Raw genomic sequence first — 18,869 nt, 5'->3', positions numbered from 1 at the left:
GGGAGCAGCGCTCCCGGGCCCGTTCTTCGATCGGTGGTCAGCCGATCGGGAACTGGCCGAACAGGCCGGCCAGCTTCGACTGCGTGTCGGTGAGGGAGGGGGCACCGTGCACATCAGTCGGGAGTGCCGCCAGGGTGTCCAGACCCGACAGCGCTGGGGTCTGGACCGGCAGCCTGTCCCGGGCGGGGGCCTGGAACAGATCACCCGTGAACGCACCGTGCACCGCTTCCCGGACGGGCATGACCGGGGCGCCGAGGCGCGGCGGGGCGTACGCGGGCGAAGCGGGCAGGGCACGCGCGCGGAGCGGGATGGCGGGCCTGGTCTGGGGCGCCCGCTTGATCGGCAGGCCGCGCACCGGCAGGCCGTCGACGATCGCGTTGTAGATCGCGGTGGTGGGCACGTCGCGGAGCGAGAGGTTCCGGCTCGGCAGGCTCGCGCGGATGCCGCGTCCCACCGACTTGATCGGCAGCAGGTCGGACGTCTGGCCCGCGGACACCGGACCCGCGGGTCCCGGGGCGCTGAGCGGCAGCCCGGGCAGGACGTCGGTTCCCTCCCCGGTCGCCAACACCGGGCCCGCCGGTTCCTGCCGCTCCACCGGCACGGTGGGCAGGATGTCGGTGACCTCGTTGGCCGTCACCACGCGGTTGGCCAGCGCCTGGACATCGTCGCCGCCCACCACCGATCCGAGAGGCAGGCTGCCCGGCGCACCCGCGGCCAGGTCCTGCCGGAGCAGGTCGTCGGTCACCTGGCCGACCGGCAGGTGCCGCACCGACTGGCGCACCTGGCCGACGACCTGGGCCACACCCGCGGGGTCGAACATCGAGCCGACGGGGTTCCCGCCCCCGATCTCGTGCCTGCGCACGCCGTCGGCCACGTTCTCGTCGGTCACCTTCTCGACCGGGACGCCCGCGACCCGGGTGTTGCGCGACTGGACTGCCCTGTCGCCGCCGGGCACAGCGCGAACCACGCCGCGAACGCTGGCGCCGTTGGCGGCCGAGCGCATGTCGGTGGCGAGGTCGTCGGTGACCGACTCGACGGGCAGGTCGCGGGCGGCCCTCGGGGCTGAGCCGCGCACCAGGCCGCGGACGCCCGAGATGGCGTCGGTCACGGAGCCGACCGGCACCCGCGAGGTCAGGTCCTCTGCCGAGCTGTCGCTGACCGGGCCCACCGGCAGGTCACGGGCGGCCGCCTCGCCGCCCAGACCGCTGACCGGCAACTGCCCGACCGGCAGGGTGCTGCCCAGGCTCGTGGAGAGCCCGTTGGCCAGGCCCTCGGCCAGGCCCCGCTCACCGGTCATGCCCTTGACCACGGCGGTGAGCGGGTCGTCCACCGAGCGCACCGCGACCTGCTCCTGGCGGCCGAACAGGCCACGCAGTTCGGCCGGGTTCGGCACCTTCGGCAGGGCGGTGGCGGGCAGTGCCCCGGTCGGGGGCAGCTTGAACTGCGGCTCGTCTTCGCCGACGGTGATGTCGCTGTCGTGGCTGGCGTTCGTCATCGCTTCGGCGATCACCTCGTTCGGGACGTTGTAGAGCGGGGCGTCGGTGCCCACCGGGATGCTGTGGCTCAGGCCCGAGAGCTGGCCATGGTCGCCGTCGGTCACCGACATGCCGCCGGACGCGCCGTCGATGACGGTGGCCGAGTTTCCGGTCGACTGGCTGGCCACCGCGCCCACCGCGTCACCGTGCGGCTGCACGACCGTCGCGGTGGGGACGTCGAACAGGTTGCCCGCCAGGTAGCCCCACTTGCCGTCGGTGACGATGTCGCCGCCCGCCAGGGCGAAGGTGTCGTTGGCCCCGGTGGCGGTGTTGTGTCCCGCCACCCCGGAGGCGCCGAGGCCGGACGCCTGCGCGATGGGCAGCGCCTGCGGGCTGACCACGTTGCCAGCGAGCTCGCCGGACTGGCCGCTGGTGGTGGTGTCGCCACCGGCGACGGTGTCGATGTCGTTGGTCGCGGTGGCGCGGTTCTCGCCGAACACCGCGGCCGAGTCGCCGAAGAGCTGGCCTGCGGCGGCGACCGGGGCGGTGACGACGTTGCCCGTCCCGCGGCCCCCGGCGCCGTCGGTGACCGCGGCGCCGCCCGCGGTCGCCTGGGTGGTTCCGGTGGCGTTCTCGGTGCCGTGGCCCAGCGCGCTGGCACCCGCGCCGAAGCCCTGGACCGGGGCGGTGGCCGGGGCCTGCGCGATGTTGCCCGACAGCGTGCCGCCGGTGCCCGACGCGGTGGAGTTCCCACCCGCGACGACCCGGTTGACGGCCGCGGCGTCGGCGGCGGTGTTGGCCACCGCGCCGCCGCCGTTGCCGAAGACCTGCGCCGGGCCCGCGAACGGGGCCTGGACCAGGTTGGCGGCGAGGACGGCGTTGTCGTCGGCGGTGCTGTTGTCGCCGCCCGCGATGGTCTCCTTGTACTCGGTCGCGGTGAAGCCCGAGTCGCCGAGCGCGGCGCCGCCGTTGGTGGTGCCGTCGACGGGCAGGGCCACCGGGGCGATCACGCCGTTGCCGCCGATGATCGAGTCGTGCCCGGTGGTGCCGGTGTCGCCGCCCGCGGTGGTGCGCACGATCGTGTCGCAGGCGACCTCGGCCTGGCCGACGACGCCCGTGCCGTTGGCGCACATGTCCGTCGGGCCCGCGGCGGGCGCGCTGAGCACGGTGCCGGACAGGACCCCGTCGTGGCCGCGGGTGCGGGTGTGCCCGCCCGCCGCGGTGTCGGCCGTGGTGGCCCGGGTGGCGTTGGCGGTGCCCGCCACGCCGCCCGCGGCGCCCCCGGCCTGCGTGGGCAGGGCGACCGGGGCGTGCCCCGCGCCGCCGGACAGCACCGAGTTCGCGCCGTTGGTGCGGTTGCCGCCGCCCGCGGTCGCGGTGGCCGCGGACGCGCACAGCGCGTCCGCGGTGCCCACGCCGGTCGCGGCGGCGCAGTCGCCAGCCGCGGGACCGGCCAGGGCGGGCTGGACGATGTTGCCCGAGAGCGTGGCGTCCTCGCCCGCGGTGTGCAGGTAGGTCGGGTTGCCGTTGAAGTCCGGTCGCTGCGCGCCCGCCCTCGGCGTGGTGGCGTTCGCGCCGATGGCGTCGGCGTTGCCCGCGAGGCTGACCGCGTGGCCATTGGCCCGGAACGGGACGGCCACCGGGGCGGCGCCCGCGTTGCCGGACAGGGTGCTGTCCTGGCCGGAGGTGGTGACGACGCCACCGGAAGTGCTCTCGGACGCGGTGGTCGAGTGGCTGGTGGCGTTGCCTGCGCCCGCGAGGGCGTTGCCGTTGAACTGGGCCGGGGTGGTGCCGTGCCCGGCGAGGGCGTTGCCCGCGAGCACGCCGCGCCTGCCGTCGACGGTCACGTCGCCGTCCGAGGTGGCGTGCTGCGCGGCGTGGTTGACACTTTCCGCGTCGGCGCCCGCGGCGACCGTGTTGCCGGTGATCTGCACCGGGGAGGTGTAGTCGAGGTCGACGGCGTTGTTCGAGAGGGTGCGATGCGGGCTCACGCTGGTCACCGGCTTCGAGTGCCCCGCGCTCTGCCGCGAGGTGTTGGACACCGCTGCGTCGCCACCCGCGGCGACCGCGTTGCCGGACATGTCGACCGGCAGGACGACGTCTCCGTTCGCCCGGTTGCCGCGCGTGGTGTCCTGCTCGCTCACGCGGGCGGCGGCCCGGCTCAGCGCCTCGGCGACGACGGCGGGCACCCGCTCCCGCGGCACGGCTTCGGCCAGCGCGCCCCTGCCGACCTCGGCCTCGTGGTGAAGCTCAGGGAGGTCGCGCTGCCCGGCCGGGGTGCCGAGCGCGTTGTTGTCGATCTTGACTGGAACCGTGACGGACCCATCCAGCGCGGAAGCGGGCCGGTCGGGGTTCACATCCTCGTCGGCGGAAGCGATGCCGGTGCCCAGCATCAGCAAACCACCGGTGACCAGCGCGGACTGGAGGCCGCGCTTCGCCCAGGTCTGCATTGTGGTGTTCTCCTTGTGGTGAATTCCCTTGCGGGAGGGGCGCGGGCGACCGGGCGCGCGCCAGGCGCGTCGGGGTGGACGGTCATCCGCTTCTGGGGGCGTGCGGGACAGATGTGGTCCCGCGACTGGGGCACGGCCTGGGTATGCCGGACTGCGCGCATGACCCGGTGGAGCGGAAACCGCTCCACGGCCGCGCGGAAATCAGTCGGGAGTGACGCCGGGCTGCGCGTCGACGGTGGCGGGCACGAAGACCTGGGCGGTGCGCAGGGCACGGGCCGAGGTCAGGTGGGCGCCGCTCGGAACCGAGGACAGCAGGCCGGAGTGCGGCGCGTCGGCGCCGCTGCCGGTGTGGCCGGGGTTGGCCGGACCGGGGGTGCTGTGCGGCGCCAGCGGGCTGGGGCCGGACGGGGTGGGGCTCTTCTCGGGAGCGGCGGGCGAACCGCGTCCGCTCCCGTTGTCGCTGTCGGCGCGCTGCTTGGCGCCGGTCACGACCTGCTCGACGGCAGGCGCCTCGACCGGAGCCGCGACGACCGGGGCCGTCTCGACCGCAGGAGCTTCGACGGGCAGCCGCTGCGCGGTCTGCTCGGTGGACCGGTCGCTGTCCGCGCGCGTGGGCGTCAGGTCGGGAATGTCGACCTCGACCAGCTCGGCGACCTGCTTGACCGGCGCGCTGGGCGTGATCTGCCCGGTGAGCCGGGTTCCGACGTGCTCGACGGTGTTCGCGGCCTGGTCGCCGAGCGCCGGTTCGACCGGCTTGACGATCTGGCCGAGGCCGGAGACCAGGTCCCGCTCGGCGGCGGGCATGTCGGGCACGTCGAGCACGGGCGCCGAGGCGACCACGGAACGCAGGTCGTCCTGGATTCCGGGGAATTCGTCCGCGGCGGCGGTGGCGGTGGAGATGGCCCATGCGGCCGCGGTGGTGGCGATGGTGCCGCCGAGGACGGTCAGGGAACGCGAGAGCACGCGCCGCAGCGCGGTCGTCTCCTGCTTCGCCTGAGCCACGGTGGGGTACCAGTCGCTTTCCGTTCCGGGGTCGCACGGTGATCGCCGTGCACCGCAGAGACTGTCACCGGAGGGCGTCGTTACGCACGCGTGACCGAACAGCGCCACCTGATCGTGTGGCGAACACAGAGTGTTTCCACAGATCACTAGGAGTTACTACACCAGGTGATCGCAGATTTCCGCCCCGAGTTGTCCACACCTGTGGATCAGGTGCGCTTGAGCACCCGCGTCGCGCCTGCGGCCGCCGTGGTGGCGAGAATCCAGCCGACGGCGATCAGCGCCCCGGAAATCCACTGCGACGGCCCGACCATCCGCCACATGTTGTCCTGGCCCAGGTCGATGATGGGCAGCAGCAGGTCGGTGGCCAGCAGCGGCGGATTCCACACCGGGCTCAGGTCGCTGTCCAGCTTCTCCATCGGGTGCCCGGCGAACCAGATCAGGCCGAGCAGCCAGAACAGCGCCAGCCACACCATCGCCAGCCACGGCCGGTAGCCGTAGCCGACGGTCACGTCCTGCAGCCCGCCCCACAGCCGCCCGGCCACGTGCAGTTCCGCGTACCGCCTGCGCTGCCGCTCAAGCTGCACCTGCTGGGCCAGTTCCTCTTGGCCGCTCTCGGAGTAGACCGCGGCCAGCCGCTCGTACGGGCCGGGCGCGAAGTCCGGCTGGACCTCGCGCAGCCACCGCAGCCGGGTCCGCACCGGCACCTCGGGGACGGCTCCGAGCGCCTGGAAGGTGAAGTCCTCCAGGTCCACGCCGCCGGTCGCCGCCCACAGGGCAGGCCCGTCGATGACCGAGACGACCGACGCGCGGGTGAGGATGACCGCCCCGCGCGGCGGCCGGTGCTCGGGGAACACCAGCACCAACTCTTGCGCCGAGAGCCCGTACGCCGACAGGGCCTTGTCGGCGATCCGGTGGCCCGGTCCGGTGCGGCCGCCGAGCCGCGCGCCCGCGAACGTGGCCATCTTGCCCACCTCGACCAGCCGCATCCGGACGCCGCCGACCGCGCGGAAGCCGTAGCTGCACAGCAGGTCCTTGCCGATGGTGGCGACGCGGGCGTCCAGCGACGGCTTGAGCGTGCCGTCCGGGCGCAGGCGCGGCTTGGTGAGCTGGGCGCCGGAGCAGTCCAGGCTGGAGCCGATGTGCGCGTTCTGCAGCCGCACCGAGCCGCTGGCGCGGACCTTGCGCAAGAACAGCGTGCCGCCCACCCGGAGCCGGTCCGCGAAGAGGACGTCTATCGCCGGTCCGCGTAACCGGGCGCGGGAGAGGCTGGCGCTGCCGTGGATGTAGGCGTCTACCAGGCGGACCTGACCGTAGGAGTGGAAAGCGGTGCGCGGGTCGCCGTCCGACTCGGCCTTGCCCGAGCGGTTGTCCCGGTGGGTGCCGCGGGCCTCGACGTCGCCGCCCACCTCCACGCCGTCGGCGACCAGCGCGACCGGGACCCGGGTGACGGCCCGGCCTTCGGCAAACGCTTTCGCCAGCTCGGCCACGGCCGCCCGGTGGCCGATCGACGAGCCGGAAAGCAGCAGGTGGCCGCCGATGTGGGCGCTGCGGAGGCCGACCGTGCCCGCGGCCATGAACCCCGCGTCGAGTTTGACGTCGCCGTCGACCCGCAGGCGGTCGGCGTCGAGCACGTAGTGGTCCTCCGCCGCGCCGCGCGGCAGGACCATCACCTGGCCGTCGCCGCCGCGCGCGTCGTGCAGCTTCGCGCCGGAGAACACCGCGTCGCCGCCTATCCGGGCGCCGGAAAGCACGACGCTGCCCGACACGTCGAACCGGCCGCCGCCGGTGTCGCAGAACAGGTTGCCCTCGACCGCGAGACCGGTGGCCTCCAGCGCGACCCCGGACGGATGCGTCAGCTGGGCCGCGGTCAGGTGGACGCTGCCGCCCACGTTCGCCCCGCGCAGCCGAAGCTCGCCGAACACCCGCAGCGCCACGGCCTGGATCGACCCGGCGATCCGCAGCCGGGCGCCCAGCAGCGCGGCCGCGGCCGGGTTGCGCAGGATCGCGCCCGCCAACCGCAGCGTGCCCTCTACCGTGGCGTCGGTCAGGTCGAGCACGCCGTTGCACGTGAACCCGGCTTCCAGCAGCAGGTCACTACCGACCCGCAGGTTCCGCGCGCGCATACCGGGCATCCGACAGCCGCGCATACTCAACGCGACCAGACGGGCCATCCGCAGGATCGGCGCCCGCTCGAACTCGCACCGCCGCAGGGTGATGACGTGGTCGACCACCCGGCCCTCGACGTCGAACCGCCCGGTCACCCGCGCGTGGTCGAGCCGCAGCGCGGGCATCGACCCCACGCCCAGCGGATACGCCCCGGTCAGCAGCGCGGCGAGCACCGGTCCCCGCACCTCGCGGTCGGTCCGGCCCGCCAGGTCCAGGTGCGCGCCCATGCCGAAGGCCTCCCGGACCGCCGTCTCGGTCTCGGTCAGCTCGGCCAGCGGCACGTATCCGGTCACGGCGCAATAAGATCAGACCGAATAGTCCCAAGAGGGCAGTTCTACCGATACGGTGAGCTACCTCGCTTACCGCTGTCCGGCTGGTGAACGCGGAGATCACATGCGGCCGAATCGTCGCCTGGGCGCGGCCTGACCTATACGGTGAGCTGCGATGACCAAGAATATAGTCGCGGGCCTCAAGCACCGCGCCACGCCGCCGAGCAACGACGTCACGCCGCTGGTGCCCAAGGGGCTGCGGGTCAGCGCGGCGCTGGCCTGGCGCTTCCTGGTGATCATCGGGGCGCTCTACGTCATCATCTGGCTGCTGGGCTACTTCGCCCACGTCATGATCCCGATGGCGATCGCGCTGCTGCTCGCCGCGCTGATGGCCCCCGGGGTGGGCAAGCTGGTCGAGTGGCGGGTGCCGCGCTCGCTGGCCACCGCGATCGTGCTGATCGGCGGGCTGGCCGTGGTGGGCGGCGTGCTGACATTCGTGATCACCGAGTTCACCAACGGCCTGCCGCAGTTGCAGAGCCAGGTGAACGACAGCCTCGACACCATCCGCGGCTGGCTGGCGACCGGGCCGCTGCACCTGCGCCAGGACCAGATCCAGTCGTTCCTGGACAACGCCATCGAGGCGATCAAGACGAACCAGTCGGCGATCACCTCGGGCGCGATCACGACCGCGACCACGATCGGCGAGGTGCTGACGGGGCTGCTGCTGACCCTGTTCATCCTCATCTTCTTCCTCTTCGACGGCCCCGGCATGTGGCGGTTCGTGGTGCGCGGGGTGCCCGCCCCGGTGCGCGACCGGGTGGACGTCGCAGGCCGCCGCGGGTTCTCGTCGCTGGTCAGCTACGTGCGGGCGACCGCGGCGGTGGCGGTGTTCGACGCGGTCGGCATCGGCATCGGGCTGTGGATCGTGGGCGTGCCGCTGGTGGTGCCGCTGGCCGCGCTGGTCTTCCTGACCGCGTTCATCCCGATCATCGGCGCGCTGATCGCGGGCACGGTGGCGGTGCTGGTCGCGCTGGTCGCGAACAGCTTCGTCGCGGCGCTGGTGGTGCTGGCCGTCGTCGTGGGCGTCATGCAGATCGAAAGCCACGTGCTACAGCCGTGGCTGCTGGGCCGCGCGGTGAAGCTGCACCCGCTGGCGGTCGTGCTCGCCATCGGTGTCGGCCTCATCGCCGCCGGGATCGCGGGCGCGCTGCTTGCCGTGCCGCTGCTCGCGGTGCTCAACGCGGGTGTCCGGTCGCTGCTCAACGACACCGAGACCGAGCCGGAAGAGGTCGAGGTGCTCGAAGACGAGGGCTCTCGGCCCAACGCCGAACACGAGGACCCGGAAACCGCTGCCGCGGAGGCGGCGGAATCTCCCCGGCCATGACGCGGGCGGTTCGGCTGCCCGGCGAACGCCACGGCGGTCCCGCGCCGAAGGACCCGACCGTGCCGCTGTGGCGGGCCGCGGTGCTGCTGCGGGTGATCACGCTGCTGTTCGCCGCGGGCGTGGTGTTCAACCACAACGGCGAGTACGCGAGCACGACGCTGGCGTGGGTGACCATCGGCGCGATGGCTGCGTGGACCGCGGTCACGTCCTGGTACTACCTCGCCGACGGGCGCGCCCGGTGGTTCATCGCGGCCGACCTGGCCGTGTGCTGCGGGATGATGGCCATGTCCCGGCTGGTGCTGACCCCGGACCAGCTCACCGAGCACATGGTCCCGCTGGTGCCGACGGTGTGGGTCACCGGCGTCGTGGCCATCGGCCTGCTGCACGCGGGGGCGGTCGGCGGCGCGGTCTTCGGCCTGGTGATCTCCCTGTTCAACTTCGGGGTGCGCGGCTTCGTCAACACCGACCTGACCCGGGACATGGTTCTGCTGGTCGGCATCGGCGTCGCCCTGGGCCTGGCCGCCACCAGCTCCCGGACGTCCGCGGAGCGGCTGGCGAAGGCGATGCGCGCGGAAGCGGCCACCGCCGAGCGGGAACGGCTCGCCCGCTCGATCCACGACAGCGTGCTGCAGGTCCTCGCCCGGGTCCGCAAACGCGGGCGCGAACTCGGCGGGGAAGCCGCGGAGCTGGCTGAACTCGCGGGCAGGCAGGAGGTGGCGCTGCGCGCGCTGGTGGCCGCTGCCCCGCTGGAGTCCACCGAGGGCGGCGAGGCCGACCTGCGGCCCCGGCTGCAGGTGCTGGCCACCGACCGCCGCCAGGTGTCGGTCCCGGCGACGCCGGTCATGGTCGCCGAGTCCGCCGCGGCCGAACTGGCCTACCTGGTGCGCGAGGCGCTGGAGAACGTCGACCGGCACGCCGGTCCGGACGCGCGGGCCTGGGTCCTGCTCGAAGACCTGGGCTGCGAGGTCGTGGTCAGCGTCCGCGACGACGGCGTCGGCATCCCCGCGGGCCGGATCGCCGCCGCCGAGCAGGAGGGACGAATGGGCATCGCTCGCTCTATCCGCGGACGGGTAAGCGAGCTGGGTGGAACCATCACCCTGGACACCGGCCCCGGTGCCGGAACCGAGTGGGAAGTGCGGGTTCCCCGCGCCCCCGCCAAGAAGGGAACGAGGGGACAGCGGTGACGGGAAGGACAGCGGTGACGGGAAGGACAGCGGTGACGGGAGGGACAGCGGTGACCGAGCAACCGATCACGGTCATGGTCGTCGACGACCACCCGATCTGGCGCGACGGCGTCGCCCGCGACCTCTCCGAACGCGGCTTCGACGTCCGCGCGACCGCCGCCGACGCGTCATCCGCGGTCCGGATCGCGCGCGCGGTCCGCCCCGACGTGGTGCTGATGGACCTCAACCTCGGCGCCGAATCCGGCGTGGACGCCACCCGGCAGATCACCGGAGAACTGGCGGCGACCCGCGTTCTTGTGCTGTCCGCGAGCGGAGAGCACAACGACGTGCTGGAAGCGGTGAAAGCGGGCGCCTCCGGCTACCTGGTGAAGTCGGCGTCCGCGGAGGAACTCGTCGCCGCCGTCCGCCGCACCTCAGCGGGCGACGCGGTGTTCACCGCGGGACTCGCGGGCCTGGTCTTGGGCGAATACCGGCGGATGGCCTCGGCCCCGGAAGACGGCGCCGCCCCCCGCCTCACCGACCGGGAAACGGAGGTGCTGCGCCTGGTCGCCAAGGGCCTCACCGCCCGCCAGATCGCCGACCGGCTCGTCCTGTCCCACCGCACCGTCGAGAACCACGTCCAGTCGACACTGCGCAAACTCCAACTCCACAACCGCGTCGAACTCGCCCGCTACGCCATCGAACACGGCCTCGACGTCGATCCGGAGCAGTAGCCTGGCCTGGTGACCGCTGAGCAGCCAATCAATCCCCGCGACCTGCGGGTGTCCGACGCCGAGCGCGAGCATGTGATCTCCGTTCTGCGCAAGGCCACCGGCCACGGGATGCTCACCCTCGACGAGTTCACCGTCCGCACCGACTCCGCCCTGGCCGCGAAGACCCGGGCGGAGTTGAACACGGTGCTGGTGGACCTTCCCGCTGTCGTCAACCGGGAGTCGGGCAGTCCGGCCGTGGGTCAGCCGGTGGAGTTGGCGGCGGTGATGTCCTCGGTCAAGCGTGAGGGCCGCTGGCACGTGCCGCGCGAGCTGCTGCTCCGCAACCGCATGTCGGCCACCGAACTGGACTTCACCGAGGCCGTCATCCCCCACCGCGAGGTCACGATCGAGGTCGACCTCACGGGCGGCTCCGTTGACCTGCTGCTTCCCGACACCGCTTCCTGCCAGACCGCTGTCGACGTCACGGCGGGCTCGGTCAACGACAAGGTCGGCAACGCCCCGCGCGGCCACGGCCCGCATTTCGTCATCACCGGCACGGTCCGGGCGGGCTCGCTCACCATCCGCCGACCCACGTATGTGCGGCTGGGCGCGCTGACGATCCGGAAGCCGTGGAAGCTGAGCTGGGAGAGCTAGACCGTGTGAAGCGGCGCTGACGAGGCTGTGCGGAAAGTGCCGATGGACCGCACGATGGAGGGGCGCGAGACTCCGCGTGAGGGGCGGTTGCCCGTCCGGTGCATCGGAGGAAGTCGTGAAGGCTCTGGTCAAGGTCGCCCCGGGCCCCGGTGTGGAACTCATCGACGTGCCGGAGCCGACGCCCGGGCCCGGGGATGTGCTGCTGCGGGTGCTGCGGACCGGCATCTGCGGCACCGACCTGCACATCGACTCGTGGGACGAGTGGGCGGCGCGGACGATCCGGGTGCCGCTGGTGCTCGGGCACGAGTTCGTCGGCGAGGTCGTGGCGGTGGGGGCCGCGGTCACCAAGGTGGCGGTCGGCGACCTGGTCAGCGGTGAGGGGCACCTGGTGTGCGGCACGTGCCGCAACTGCCTGGCCGGGCGGCGGCACCTGTGCGCGCACACCATCGGCGTCGGGGTGCACACCGCGGGTGCGTTCGCCGAGTTCACGGTGCTGCCGGAGGCGAACGCGTGGGTGCACCGGCACGAGGTCGACCTCGACGTCGCGGCGATTTTCGACCCGTTCGGCAACGCGGTGCACACGGCGTTGACGTTCCCGGTGCTCGGGGAGGACGTGCTGATCACCGGGGCCGGGCCGATCGGGCTGATGGCCGCGGCGGTGGCCAGGCACGCGGGGGCGCGGCACGTGGTGATCACCGATGTGAGCGGGCCGCGACTGGAGTTGGCGCGCAAGATCGGGGTCAGCCTGGCGCTGGACGTGTCGTCGGCGGCGGTGTCGGACGTGTACGGCGAGTTGGCGATGACCGAGGGCTTCGACGTGGGCATGGAGATGTCCGGGCAGCCCTCGGCGCTGCGGGAGATGATCGCGAACATGACCCACGGCGGCCGGATCGCGCTGCTGGGGCTGCCCGCGCGGGAGATCACGGTCGACTGGAGCGCCGTGGTGCTCAAGATGCTCACCATCAAGGGCGTCTACGGCCGCGAGATGTTCGAGACCTGGTACGCGATGTCGGTCCTGCTGCAAGCGGGGCTCGATCTGTCACCGGTGATCACACACCGGTTCCACCACACCGAGTTCACCGAGGCCTTCGCCACCGCGCGCGGGGGCCGGTGCGGCAAGGTCGTCCTGGATTGGGAGAGTTGATGTACGGCGCGATACGCGAAGACCTGCGGGCGGGGCTGGCCGAGATCCGGGCCGCGGGGCTGTTCAAGGCCGAGCGGGTGCTCACGTCCCCGCAGAAGGCCGAGGTCCGGGTGAACGGGTCCGCGGCGGTGGTGAACTTTTGCGCGAACAACTACCTCGGTCTCGCCGACCATCCCGCGTTGGTCGACGCGGCGAAGAAAGCCCTGGACGAGTGGGGTTTCGGGATGGCGTCGGTGCGGTTCATCTGCGGAACGCAGGCCCCGCACAAGGACCTGGAGGCGCGGCTGTCGCGGTTCCTCGGCACCGAGGACACGATCCTCTACAGCTCCTGCTTCGACGCCAACGGCGGCCTGTTCGAGACGCTGCTGACCGACCGGGACGTGGTGATCTCCGACGAGCTGAACCACGCGTCGATCATCGACGGCATCCGCCTGTGCAAGGCGGGCCGGAGCCGCTACCGCAACCGCGACATGGCTGACCTGGAAGCACGCCTGCGCGAAGCGGCGGGCGCCCGGTACCGGCTCATCGCCACCGACGGCGTGTTCTCCATGGACGGCTACCTGGCGCCTCTTGACGAGATCTGCGCCCTCGCCGAGAAGCACGACGCCCTGGTCATGGTCGACGACTCGCACGCCGTCGGTTTCATGGGCGCCACCGGCCGCGGGACCCCGGAGCACTTCGGCGTCGGCGACCGCGTGGACATCTACACCGGCACCCTCGGCAAGGCCCTCGGCGGCGCGAGCGGCGGCTACGTCTCCGGCCGCGCGGAGATCGTGGCGATGCTGCGGCAGCGGTCGCGGCCGTACCTGTTCTCCAACTCGCTCGCCCCGTCCATCACCGCCGCCACCATGACCGCGCTCGACCTGCTGGACTCCTCCGCCGACCTGCTTACCCGCCTGCGGGAGAACAGCGCCCTGTTCCGGTCGCGGATGACCGAGGCGGGCTTCGACCTGCTCCCCGGCGAGCACCCGATCATCCCGGTCATGATCGGCGACGCCGCCGAGGCGGCCAGGATGGCGGACCTGCTGCTCGACCAGGGCGTGTACGCCATCGGCTTCTCCTACCCGGTCGTCCCGCACGGCAAGGCCCGCATCCGCACCCAGATGTCCGCCGCCCACTCGACCGACGACGTCAACCGCGCGGTGGACGCCTTCATCGCCGCGCGGGCGAAGATGGGCTGATTGGACGCGGGCAGGGTCAACCTCCTCAATAAGACAGAAAATAGTGCGGTCAGTCGGGCCACCAGCACGTCGTGTCAAATTGTGTTCGGCTATCCTGGTGGTCGGGCGGCAGGCAACCAGCCCGACCACCAGGCTCTACCCGTCACAGCGCCTAAGAATAGCGCTCAATTCTCACTCAAACCAGACTCGAAATTTTGCCGCTATTCACACTTCACCGAACTCGCCGTGTTTATCTCTTGCTTCAAGAGAACATTTTTGTGGTTGTATGTCATAATATGGGGCGTACCCTTGTAATCTTTCTCCGGGTACCATACGCAGTTGTACTTTGCGCCACCTTCCTCATTGAGGTTCAACCACGAGGCCATTTGATTGTCAAATTTCCAGCTATCCTCGAAGCTGCGGAGTGCGAATTTGCCCTGAATGTACACTCCACCGTCATTGTAGTGGGTATTCCGGAACATGCACAGCCTCTTTTCGCTAGGCTTGCAGTTCTCGCCTGTGAAAGTTCCAGCACCCGCGCTCAGATCGGCATTTGCCGCGGTAACGCCGAGTGTCGATGTGGTCATGATTGCGACCGCAACACCAAAGATACGCTTAAGCACGTCCGACTCCTCAAGTTTCAGTCCGGCCTGAAGGTGGCCTGCGCTAATTGACGCATCTCCCGGGTTCTGTTGACAACCCAAGCCCCCGTTGTAGGTGACGTTGTCAGCCGCACGGGTCCACTCGTTACCTGCCGAGGCAAGTCGGACTCGTCCGGGTGACCTCACCAAATCTGGCGGCGTTTCGCCCACACCAAATCGGCCGCACGAATCCGCTCTTACTTCATCACCTTACGAACCTCCTGTCCCACCTACAGGAACGAGCGAAAGCCGTCGACCAGAAGGGGGCTTCACCGGTCATCAGGATGCGAGTCGGGCAAGATGGTGGTGTGATCGACCCTCGGCGGTTGCGGGTGCTGCGAGCGCTCGCCGACCACGGCACGGTCACCGCGGCCGGACAGGCGCTGCATTTGACGCCGTCCGCGGTGTCGCAGCAGCTTGCGGCGCTGGAGTCGGAGGTGGGGCAGGAGCTGCTGCGCCGCAAGGGGCGGCGGGTGTTCCTGACGCAGGCTGGGGAGCTGCTGGTCGAGCACGCGGACGCGGTGCTGGCCGAGGTGGACCGGGCGGAGGCCCGGTTGGCCGCGCACGCGGCCGGGACCGGTGGGCGGGTGGCGGTCGCGGCGTTCGCGTCGGCGATCACGCAGGTGGTGGCGCCCGCGATCACGGCGCTGCGGGTGAGCGCGCCGGGGGTGACGGTGCTGGTGCGCGACGCCGAGGGGCAGCGGAGTCTGCCGCTGCTGCTGGACGGGGAGATCGACATCGCGATCGCGATGCGGCGGCGGGGCGACGATGCGGAGCGGCGGATCGTCCGGGACCCGCTGTACGCCGAGCCGTTCGACGCGGTGCTCCCGCCCGGGCACCCGCTGCTCGGGCGCGCGGAGGTCGCGCTGGCCGACCTCGCCGACGCGGAGTGGGTGGTGCCGCTGCCGGGCAACCCGTGCCGGGACGTGCTGGTCGTGGCGTGCGAGAGCGCCGGGTTCACCCCGAAGGTCACGCACGTCTCCGACGATTTCGCCGCCGAGGCGGCCCTGGTCGCGGCCGGGGTCGGGGTGGCGCTGATCCCGCGCACGGCGCTGCGCGGCGTCGACCTGGCCCGGGTGGTGCCGGTGGCGGGGGAGCCGCCGATGCGCCGGGTGTTCGCCGCGATCCGGCGCGGGCGCGAGACACATCCGCTGGTCTCGGCCGTGCGGGCGGCCCTGAGCGCGGCCGCGGAAAAAGTCGGCAGCTAGTTTTACTTGGCCGTGTTAATTTTTACTCATGCAGGTAAATCAGCGGACCGTCACCGAAGCCGCGCGGCGCGCGCAGATCATCGACGCCGCCATCGAGGTCATCGCCGACCTCGGCTACGGGCAGGCGTCGTTCGCGCGCATTGTCGAGCGCGCGGGCCTGAGCAGCACGCGGATGATCTCCTACCACTTCCAGGGCAAGGACGAGTTGATGTGGGCCGTCCTCCTCGCCGCCATGGGCGTCGTCGACGAGCGCATGGACGAGCGGCTCGCCGGAATCACCGACCGGGTCGAGATGCTGCGCGGCTACATCGAGTCGCAGGTCGACCTGCTGCGCACGCACCCCGAGCACATGCGGGCCATCACCGAGGTCGCCCGCAACGCCCGCGACGAGAACGGCGCCCCCCAGTACGCGCCGCTGCTGCGCGACCTGCGGGTCGGCAGGCTGGAACGGCAACTGGCCCAGGGCCAGCGCGAAGGCGTCTTCGGCGAGTTCGACATCGCTGTGATGGCCCAGACCATCAGCCAGGCCGTCGACGGCGCCGCCGCCCGCCGGGAGACGGACCCGGACGTCGACCTCGCCGACTACGCCCGCGAGCTGGCCGACCTGTTCACCCGGGCGACGCGACCCACTGATCCGGCGCGAAACCCAAACTGACCCGGTGGCGACGCTTGCACCTCCCGTCACGTGAGGTCCTAGCGTCATCGGCATGAGCGGGAACGAACGTCGGTGGAGCGTCGGCGAGCTGGCCAGGGCGACCGGGCTGACCGTGCGGACGCTGCACCACTACGACGAGATCGGCCTGGTCGAACCCACCGAGCGCACCGCGTCCGGGCACCGCCGCTACACCGACGCCGACGTGCGGCGGCTGTACCGGGTCCGGGCGCTGCGCTCCCTCGGGCTCGGCCTCGACGCCATCGCCGAGTCCCTGGCCGCCCCGGACACCCGGGACGCGCTGCGGCAGGTGCTGGCCAGCCAGCTCGACCACCTCGACCGCGAGGCGCGCCGGATGCGCGACCTGCGCGCACAGGTGCGGTCCCTGCTCGAACGGATGACCTCGACAGAGGGGATCGAGGTCATGAGCCTCTTGGAGACGATGCAGATGATCGAGGACTACTACACGCCCGAGCAGTTGGACTACCTCGCCAAACGGCGCGAGGAACTGGGGGAGGACGCCATCAAGGAGGTGGAGCGGGCCTGGCCGGAGGTGATCGCCGCGATGACCGCCCACCAACAGGCGGACACCCCCGTGGATGACCCGCAGGTGCAGGCGGTGACGCGCCGCTGGATCGAACTGGGCGACGCCTTCACCGGCGGCGACCCGGGAATCCGCGACGCGGTGACGAAGATGTTGACGGACCAGGGCGGCAAACTCGGCCAGCAGGGCGGCTGCATGTCGCCGGAGCTGTTCGAGTACGTCTCCCGGGCCATCGCGGCCGTCAGCGGAGGCCGATCTCCTCAGTGAGATCGGCCAGCATCGCCTCGAACAGCGGGGCGGCGTCGACGACGGGCATCGGAAGCTGGCCGAACACCTCCAGCGCCACCTGCCCGTAGAGCCGCACCCAGAACCGCAGCATCGCGAACGCGGTGCCGACGCCGAGCCGGTTCTCCGGCACGTCCAGGCCGTTGCGGGCCATGTTGGCGAGCAGGTCGAGCCGGAACGCGGCCAGGTCGGCGCGCAGGGCATCGGGGACAGCCGAGTCCGGCTGCGTCGCCCACGGGCCGCTGGCCAGCACGCGCCCTGCGACGGTCAGGAAGATCCGGCCGAACGAGCCGCGGGCGAGATGGTGGTTGCTGGCGTGGCCGGACGGCGAGGCGAAGACCAGGGTGAACTCCTGCGGGTGCGCCAGCGCCCACCGGCGGAAACCCCGGCAGACGGCGAGCACCTGGCCGAGGTGGTCGGATTCGGGCACCTCGGCCAGGCCGTCCGCGAGATGCACGGCCAGGTCGTCGCACACGTCGGCGCGCAAGTGCTCGATCAGGTCTTCCCGGGAGGCGTAATACCGATACAGGGCGGGCGCGGTGATCCCCAGCTCCCTGGCGATCGCCCGCAACGTCACCGCCTGCGGACCGTCGCTCACGAGCAGTGCCCGCGCCTGCCGACGAATATCCCGATCGGTGCCCGTACGGCCACGTTCGCGTCGAGTGGCCTGAGTCATGTGGCGCTCCGTGCTCGTGGTGACCGATCAGTCGACCGTAGCCGTACGCCACGGGAAAGCACCACAAGACCGCGCCACCGACGCCGATCGCTCGGGGGGCTACGCGACCGGCGCCGGTGACACGGAAAACCGGCCGAAGCCGGCACCCGGCGCGGACCTCGCGGCCCACACCGGGGGTTCACCCCGCGCCTGCGGACAGACGCGCGACAACAACACTGACGCACAGTGTCGCACTCTCGATCCACAGAACTACTCATTCGTTCACACATGCGCACGTTCGCAATCGGCAACGGCCGCTGACTAGGGTCGATGCTGTGAGCGAGGCAGTGGTGGTGCTCGGGTCCGCGAACGCGGACCTCGTGGTCGAGGTCGCCCGGCGGCCTCTTGGCGGTGAAACCGTGCTCGGGTCGGACACCCGCGTGCTTCCCGGCGGCAAAGGCGCGAACACAGCCGTGGCGGCCGGACGGCTTGGGGCGGCGGTGTCGTTTCTCGGGGCGGTCGGGCGGGACGGGTACGGGGACCTGCTGCTGGAGTCGCTGCGGGCGGCGGGGGTGTCCGTGGACCGGGTGCGGCGGGTGGAGCGGCCTACCGGTCTCGCCTATATCGCGGTGACTCCGGACGGGGAGAACTCGATCGTGGTGTCACCTGGGGCCAATGCCGCGTTGACGCCATCGGACGTGGATTTGGGGGACGCCGCGGTGTTGGTGGCGTCGCTGGAGGTGCCACTGGGGGTTGTCGAGCACGCGGTGGCGGAGGCCTCGCGGACGGGAGTGCGGGTGGTGCTGAACCTGTCGCCGGTCGCCATCCTGTCACCTGCGACGGTGGCGGCGCTGGACCCCGTGGTCGTCAACGAACACGAGGCGGCGGCTTTGGGGGACGCGCTGCTCGCCGCCCGCAGCACCGTGATCACTCTGGGAGCACGCGGAGCCCTGGTGACCACCCCGAACGGCACGACGGAGGTCCCCGCCCCGCACGTCACCCCCGTCGACACAACCGGCGCAGGCGACGCCTTCACCGGAGCCCTAGCAGCCGCCCTGGCAGCGGGCGACGACCTAGTGACAGCCGCCCAACACGCAGTCCAAGTCGCCGCTTTCTCCGTGACCCGCCCCGGTGCGCAGCCCTCTTACCCCACCTTGGCGGACCTGCCCTCGAAGGCATGACTTCGGCAGTCCGCTTTCCCGGAACACGACCGGGCGGGTTCCCGAAATCGGTACTCTCACGCGCGCGGGAAACACCCGTTCACGAGGGAAACCGCGGCCATGGGGGAGTAGTCGGTGCTCAAC

General features: G+C 71.5%; 15 protein-coding genes. 10 read left to right on the top strand and 5 right to left on the bottom strand.

Annotation, left to right across the window (positions count from 1 at the left end; all coding sequences use genetic code 11):
- Positions 1–37: 37 nt before the first annotated feature.
- The 3 genes from BLS56_RS11690 to BLS56_RS11680 form a co-directional block, all read right to left on the bottom strand.
- Entirely contained in the window at positions 38–3,925 is a 3,888-nt protein-coding gene (locus tag BLS56_RS11690) for a beta strand repeat-containing protein (RefSeq protein WP_091450000.1), read from the bottom strand.
- Between the two features lie 201 nt (positions 3,926–4,126).
- Positions 4,127–4,927 carry a hypothetical protein gene (locus BLS56_RS11685; protein ID WP_091449999.1) on the bottom strand — a complete coding sequence of 267 codons (801 nt, stop codon included), beginning with the start codon at positions 4,925–4,927 and terminating at the stop codon, positions 4,127–4,129.
- A gap of 206 nt (positions 4,928–5,133) precedes the next feature.
- Positions 5,134–7,386, bottom strand: a complete 2,253-nt coding sequence (locus tag BLS56_RS11680) for a hypothetical protein (protein ID WP_091449998.1) — start codon at positions 7,384–7,386, stop codon at positions 5,134–5,136.
- A 151-nt stretch (positions 7,387–7,537) separates the two neighbouring features.
- Here BLS56_RS11680 and BLS56_RS11675 point away from each other — a divergent pair, with 151 nt between their 5' ends.
- From BLS56_RS11675 to BLS56_RS11650, 6 genes are all read left to right on the top strand, one after another.
- The gene (locus tag BLS56_RS11675) at positions 7,538–8,746 is read left to right on the top strand and encodes an AI-2E family transporter (RefSeq protein ID WP_091449997.1); all 1,209 of its coding nucleotides are present in this window, start codon (positions 7,538–7,540) and stop codon (positions 8,744–8,746) included.
- Complete coding sequence (gene macS / locus BLS56_RS11670; protein WP_091449996.1) at positions 8,743–9,930, top strand: MacS family sensor histidine kinase; 1,188 nt, start codon at positions 8,743–8,745, stop codon at positions 9,928–9,930. Before BLS56_RS11675 ends, macS begins: the two co-directional genes overlap by 4 nt.
- A 74-nt stretch (positions 9,931–10,004) precedes the next feature.
- A complete protein-coding gene (locus tag BLS56_RS11665) occupies positions 10,005–10,643 on the top strand; it encodes a response regulator (protein WP_091450078.1) in 639 nt (212 codons plus the stop codon).
- 9 nt (positions 10,644–10,652) lie between these two features.
- Complete coding sequence (locus BLS56_RS11660; RefSeq protein ID WP_091449995.1) at positions 10,653–11,276, top strand: DUF1707 SHOCT-like domain-containing protein; 624 nt, start codon at positions 10,653–10,655, stop codon at positions 11,274–11,276.
- A gap of 115 nt (positions 11,277–11,391) precedes the next feature.
- Complete coding sequence (gene tdh, locus BLS56_RS11655; protein ID WP_091449994.1) at positions 11,392–12,420, top strand: L-threonine 3-dehydrogenase; 1,029 nt, start codon at positions 11,392–11,394, stop codon at positions 12,418–12,420.
- A complete protein-coding gene (locus BLS56_RS11650) occupies positions 12,420–13,601 on the top strand; it encodes a glycine C-acetyltransferase (protein ID WP_091449993.1) in 1,182 nt (393 codons plus the stop codon). The genes tdh and BLS56_RS11650 overlap by 1 nt, the downstream gene beginning before the upstream one ends.
- Before the next feature lie 200 nt (positions 13,602–13,801).
- Here BLS56_RS11650 and BLS56_RS30565 read toward each other — a convergent pair whose 3' ends face one another.
- The gene (locus tag BLS56_RS30565) at positions 13,802–14,203 is read right to left on the bottom strand and encodes a hypothetical protein (RefSeq protein WP_139190613.1); all 402 of its coding nucleotides are present in this window, start codon (positions 14,201–14,203) and stop codon (positions 13,802–13,804) included.
- Between the two features lie 326 nt (positions 14,204–14,529).
- On the opposite strand from BLS56_RS30565, the gene BLS56_RS11645 reads away from it, so the two are divergent.
- From BLS56_RS11645 to BLS56_RS11635, 3 genes are read left to right on the top strand one after another with little or no spacing between them, the layout of a single operon-like run.
- Positions 14,530–15,429 carry a LysR family transcriptional regulator gene (locus tag BLS56_RS11645; protein WP_091449992.1) on the top strand — a complete coding sequence of 300 codons (900 nt, stop codon included), beginning with the start codon at positions 14,530–14,532 and terminating at the stop codon, positions 15,427–15,429.
- 28 nt (positions 15,430–15,457) lie between these two features.
- The gene (locus BLS56_RS11640; protein ID WP_091449991.1) at positions 15,458–16,084 is read left to right on the top strand and encodes a TetR/AcrR family transcriptional regulator; all 627 of its coding nucleotides are present in this window, start codon (positions 15,458–15,460) and stop codon (positions 16,082–16,084) included.
- A gap of 52 nt (positions 16,085–16,136) precedes the next feature.
- The gene (locus tag BLS56_RS11635; RefSeq protein ID WP_091449990.1) at positions 16,137–16,892 is read left to right on the top strand and encodes a MerR family transcriptional regulator; all 756 of its coding nucleotides are present in this window, start codon (positions 16,137–16,139) and stop codon (positions 16,890–16,892) included.
- Here the strand turns inward: BLS56_RS11635 and BLS56_RS11630 are convergent.
- Positions 16,867–17,586: a TetR/AcrR family transcriptional regulator gene (locus BLS56_RS11630; protein ID WP_091449989.1), complete on the bottom strand. Its 720-nt coding sequence runs from the start codon at positions 17,584–17,586 to the stop codon at positions 16,867–16,869. The genes BLS56_RS11635 and BLS56_RS11630 overlap by 26 nt on opposite strands.
- 314 nt (positions 17,587–17,900) lie before the next feature.
- On the opposite strand from BLS56_RS11630, the gene BLS56_RS11625 reads away from it, so the two are divergent.
- Complete coding sequence (locus BLS56_RS11625) at positions 17,901–18,746, top strand: ribokinase (RefSeq protein ID WP_091449988.1); 846 nt, start codon at positions 17,901–17,903, stop codon at positions 18,744–18,746.
- The last annotated feature ends 123 nt before the right edge of the window (positions 18,747–18,869 follow it).

Origin of the sequence: Actinokineospora iranica, assembly GCF_900101685.1 — a bacterium.
Taxonomy (GTDB): domain Bacteria; phylum Actinomycetota; class Actinomycetes; order Mycobacteriales; family Pseudonocardiaceae; genus Actinokineospora; species Actinokineospora iranica.
Note: the sequence above shows the minus strand (reverse complement) of the source record. Positions and strands in the feature narration are given on the sequence as shown.

Coding starts and splice junctions, on each gene's coding strand:
- BLS56_RS11690 (WP_091450000.1), bottom strand. CDS start 3,925: ATGCAGACCTGGGCGAAGCGCGGCCTCCAGTCCGCGCTGGTCACCGGT.
- BLS56_RS11675 (WP_091449997.1), top strand. CDS start 7,538: ATGACCAAGAATATAGTCGCGGGCCTCAAGCACCGCGCCACGCCGCCG.
- macS (WP_091449996.1), top strand. CDS start 8,743: ATGACGCGGGCGGTTCGGCTGCCCGGCGAACGCCACGGCGGTCCCGCG.
- BLS56_RS11665 (WP_091450078.1), top strand. CDS start 10,005: ATGGTCGTCGACGACCACCCGATCTGGCGCGACGGCGTCGCCCGCGAC.
- BLS56_RS11650 (WP_091449993.1), top strand. CDS start 12,420: ATGTACGGCGCGATACGCGAAGACCTGCGGGCGGGGCTGGCCGAGATC.
- BLS56_RS11640 (WP_091449991.1), top strand. CDS start 15,458: ATGCAGGTAAATCAGCGGACCGTCACCGAAGCCGCGCGGCGCGCGCAG.
- BLS56_RS11635 (WP_091449990.1), top strand. CDS start 16,137: ATGAGCGGGAACGAACGTCGGTGGAGCGTCGGCGAGCTGGCCAGGGCG.
- BLS56_RS11630 (WP_091449989.1), bottom strand. CDS start 17,586: ATGACTCAGGCCACTCGACGCGAACGTGGCCGTACGGGCACCGATCGG.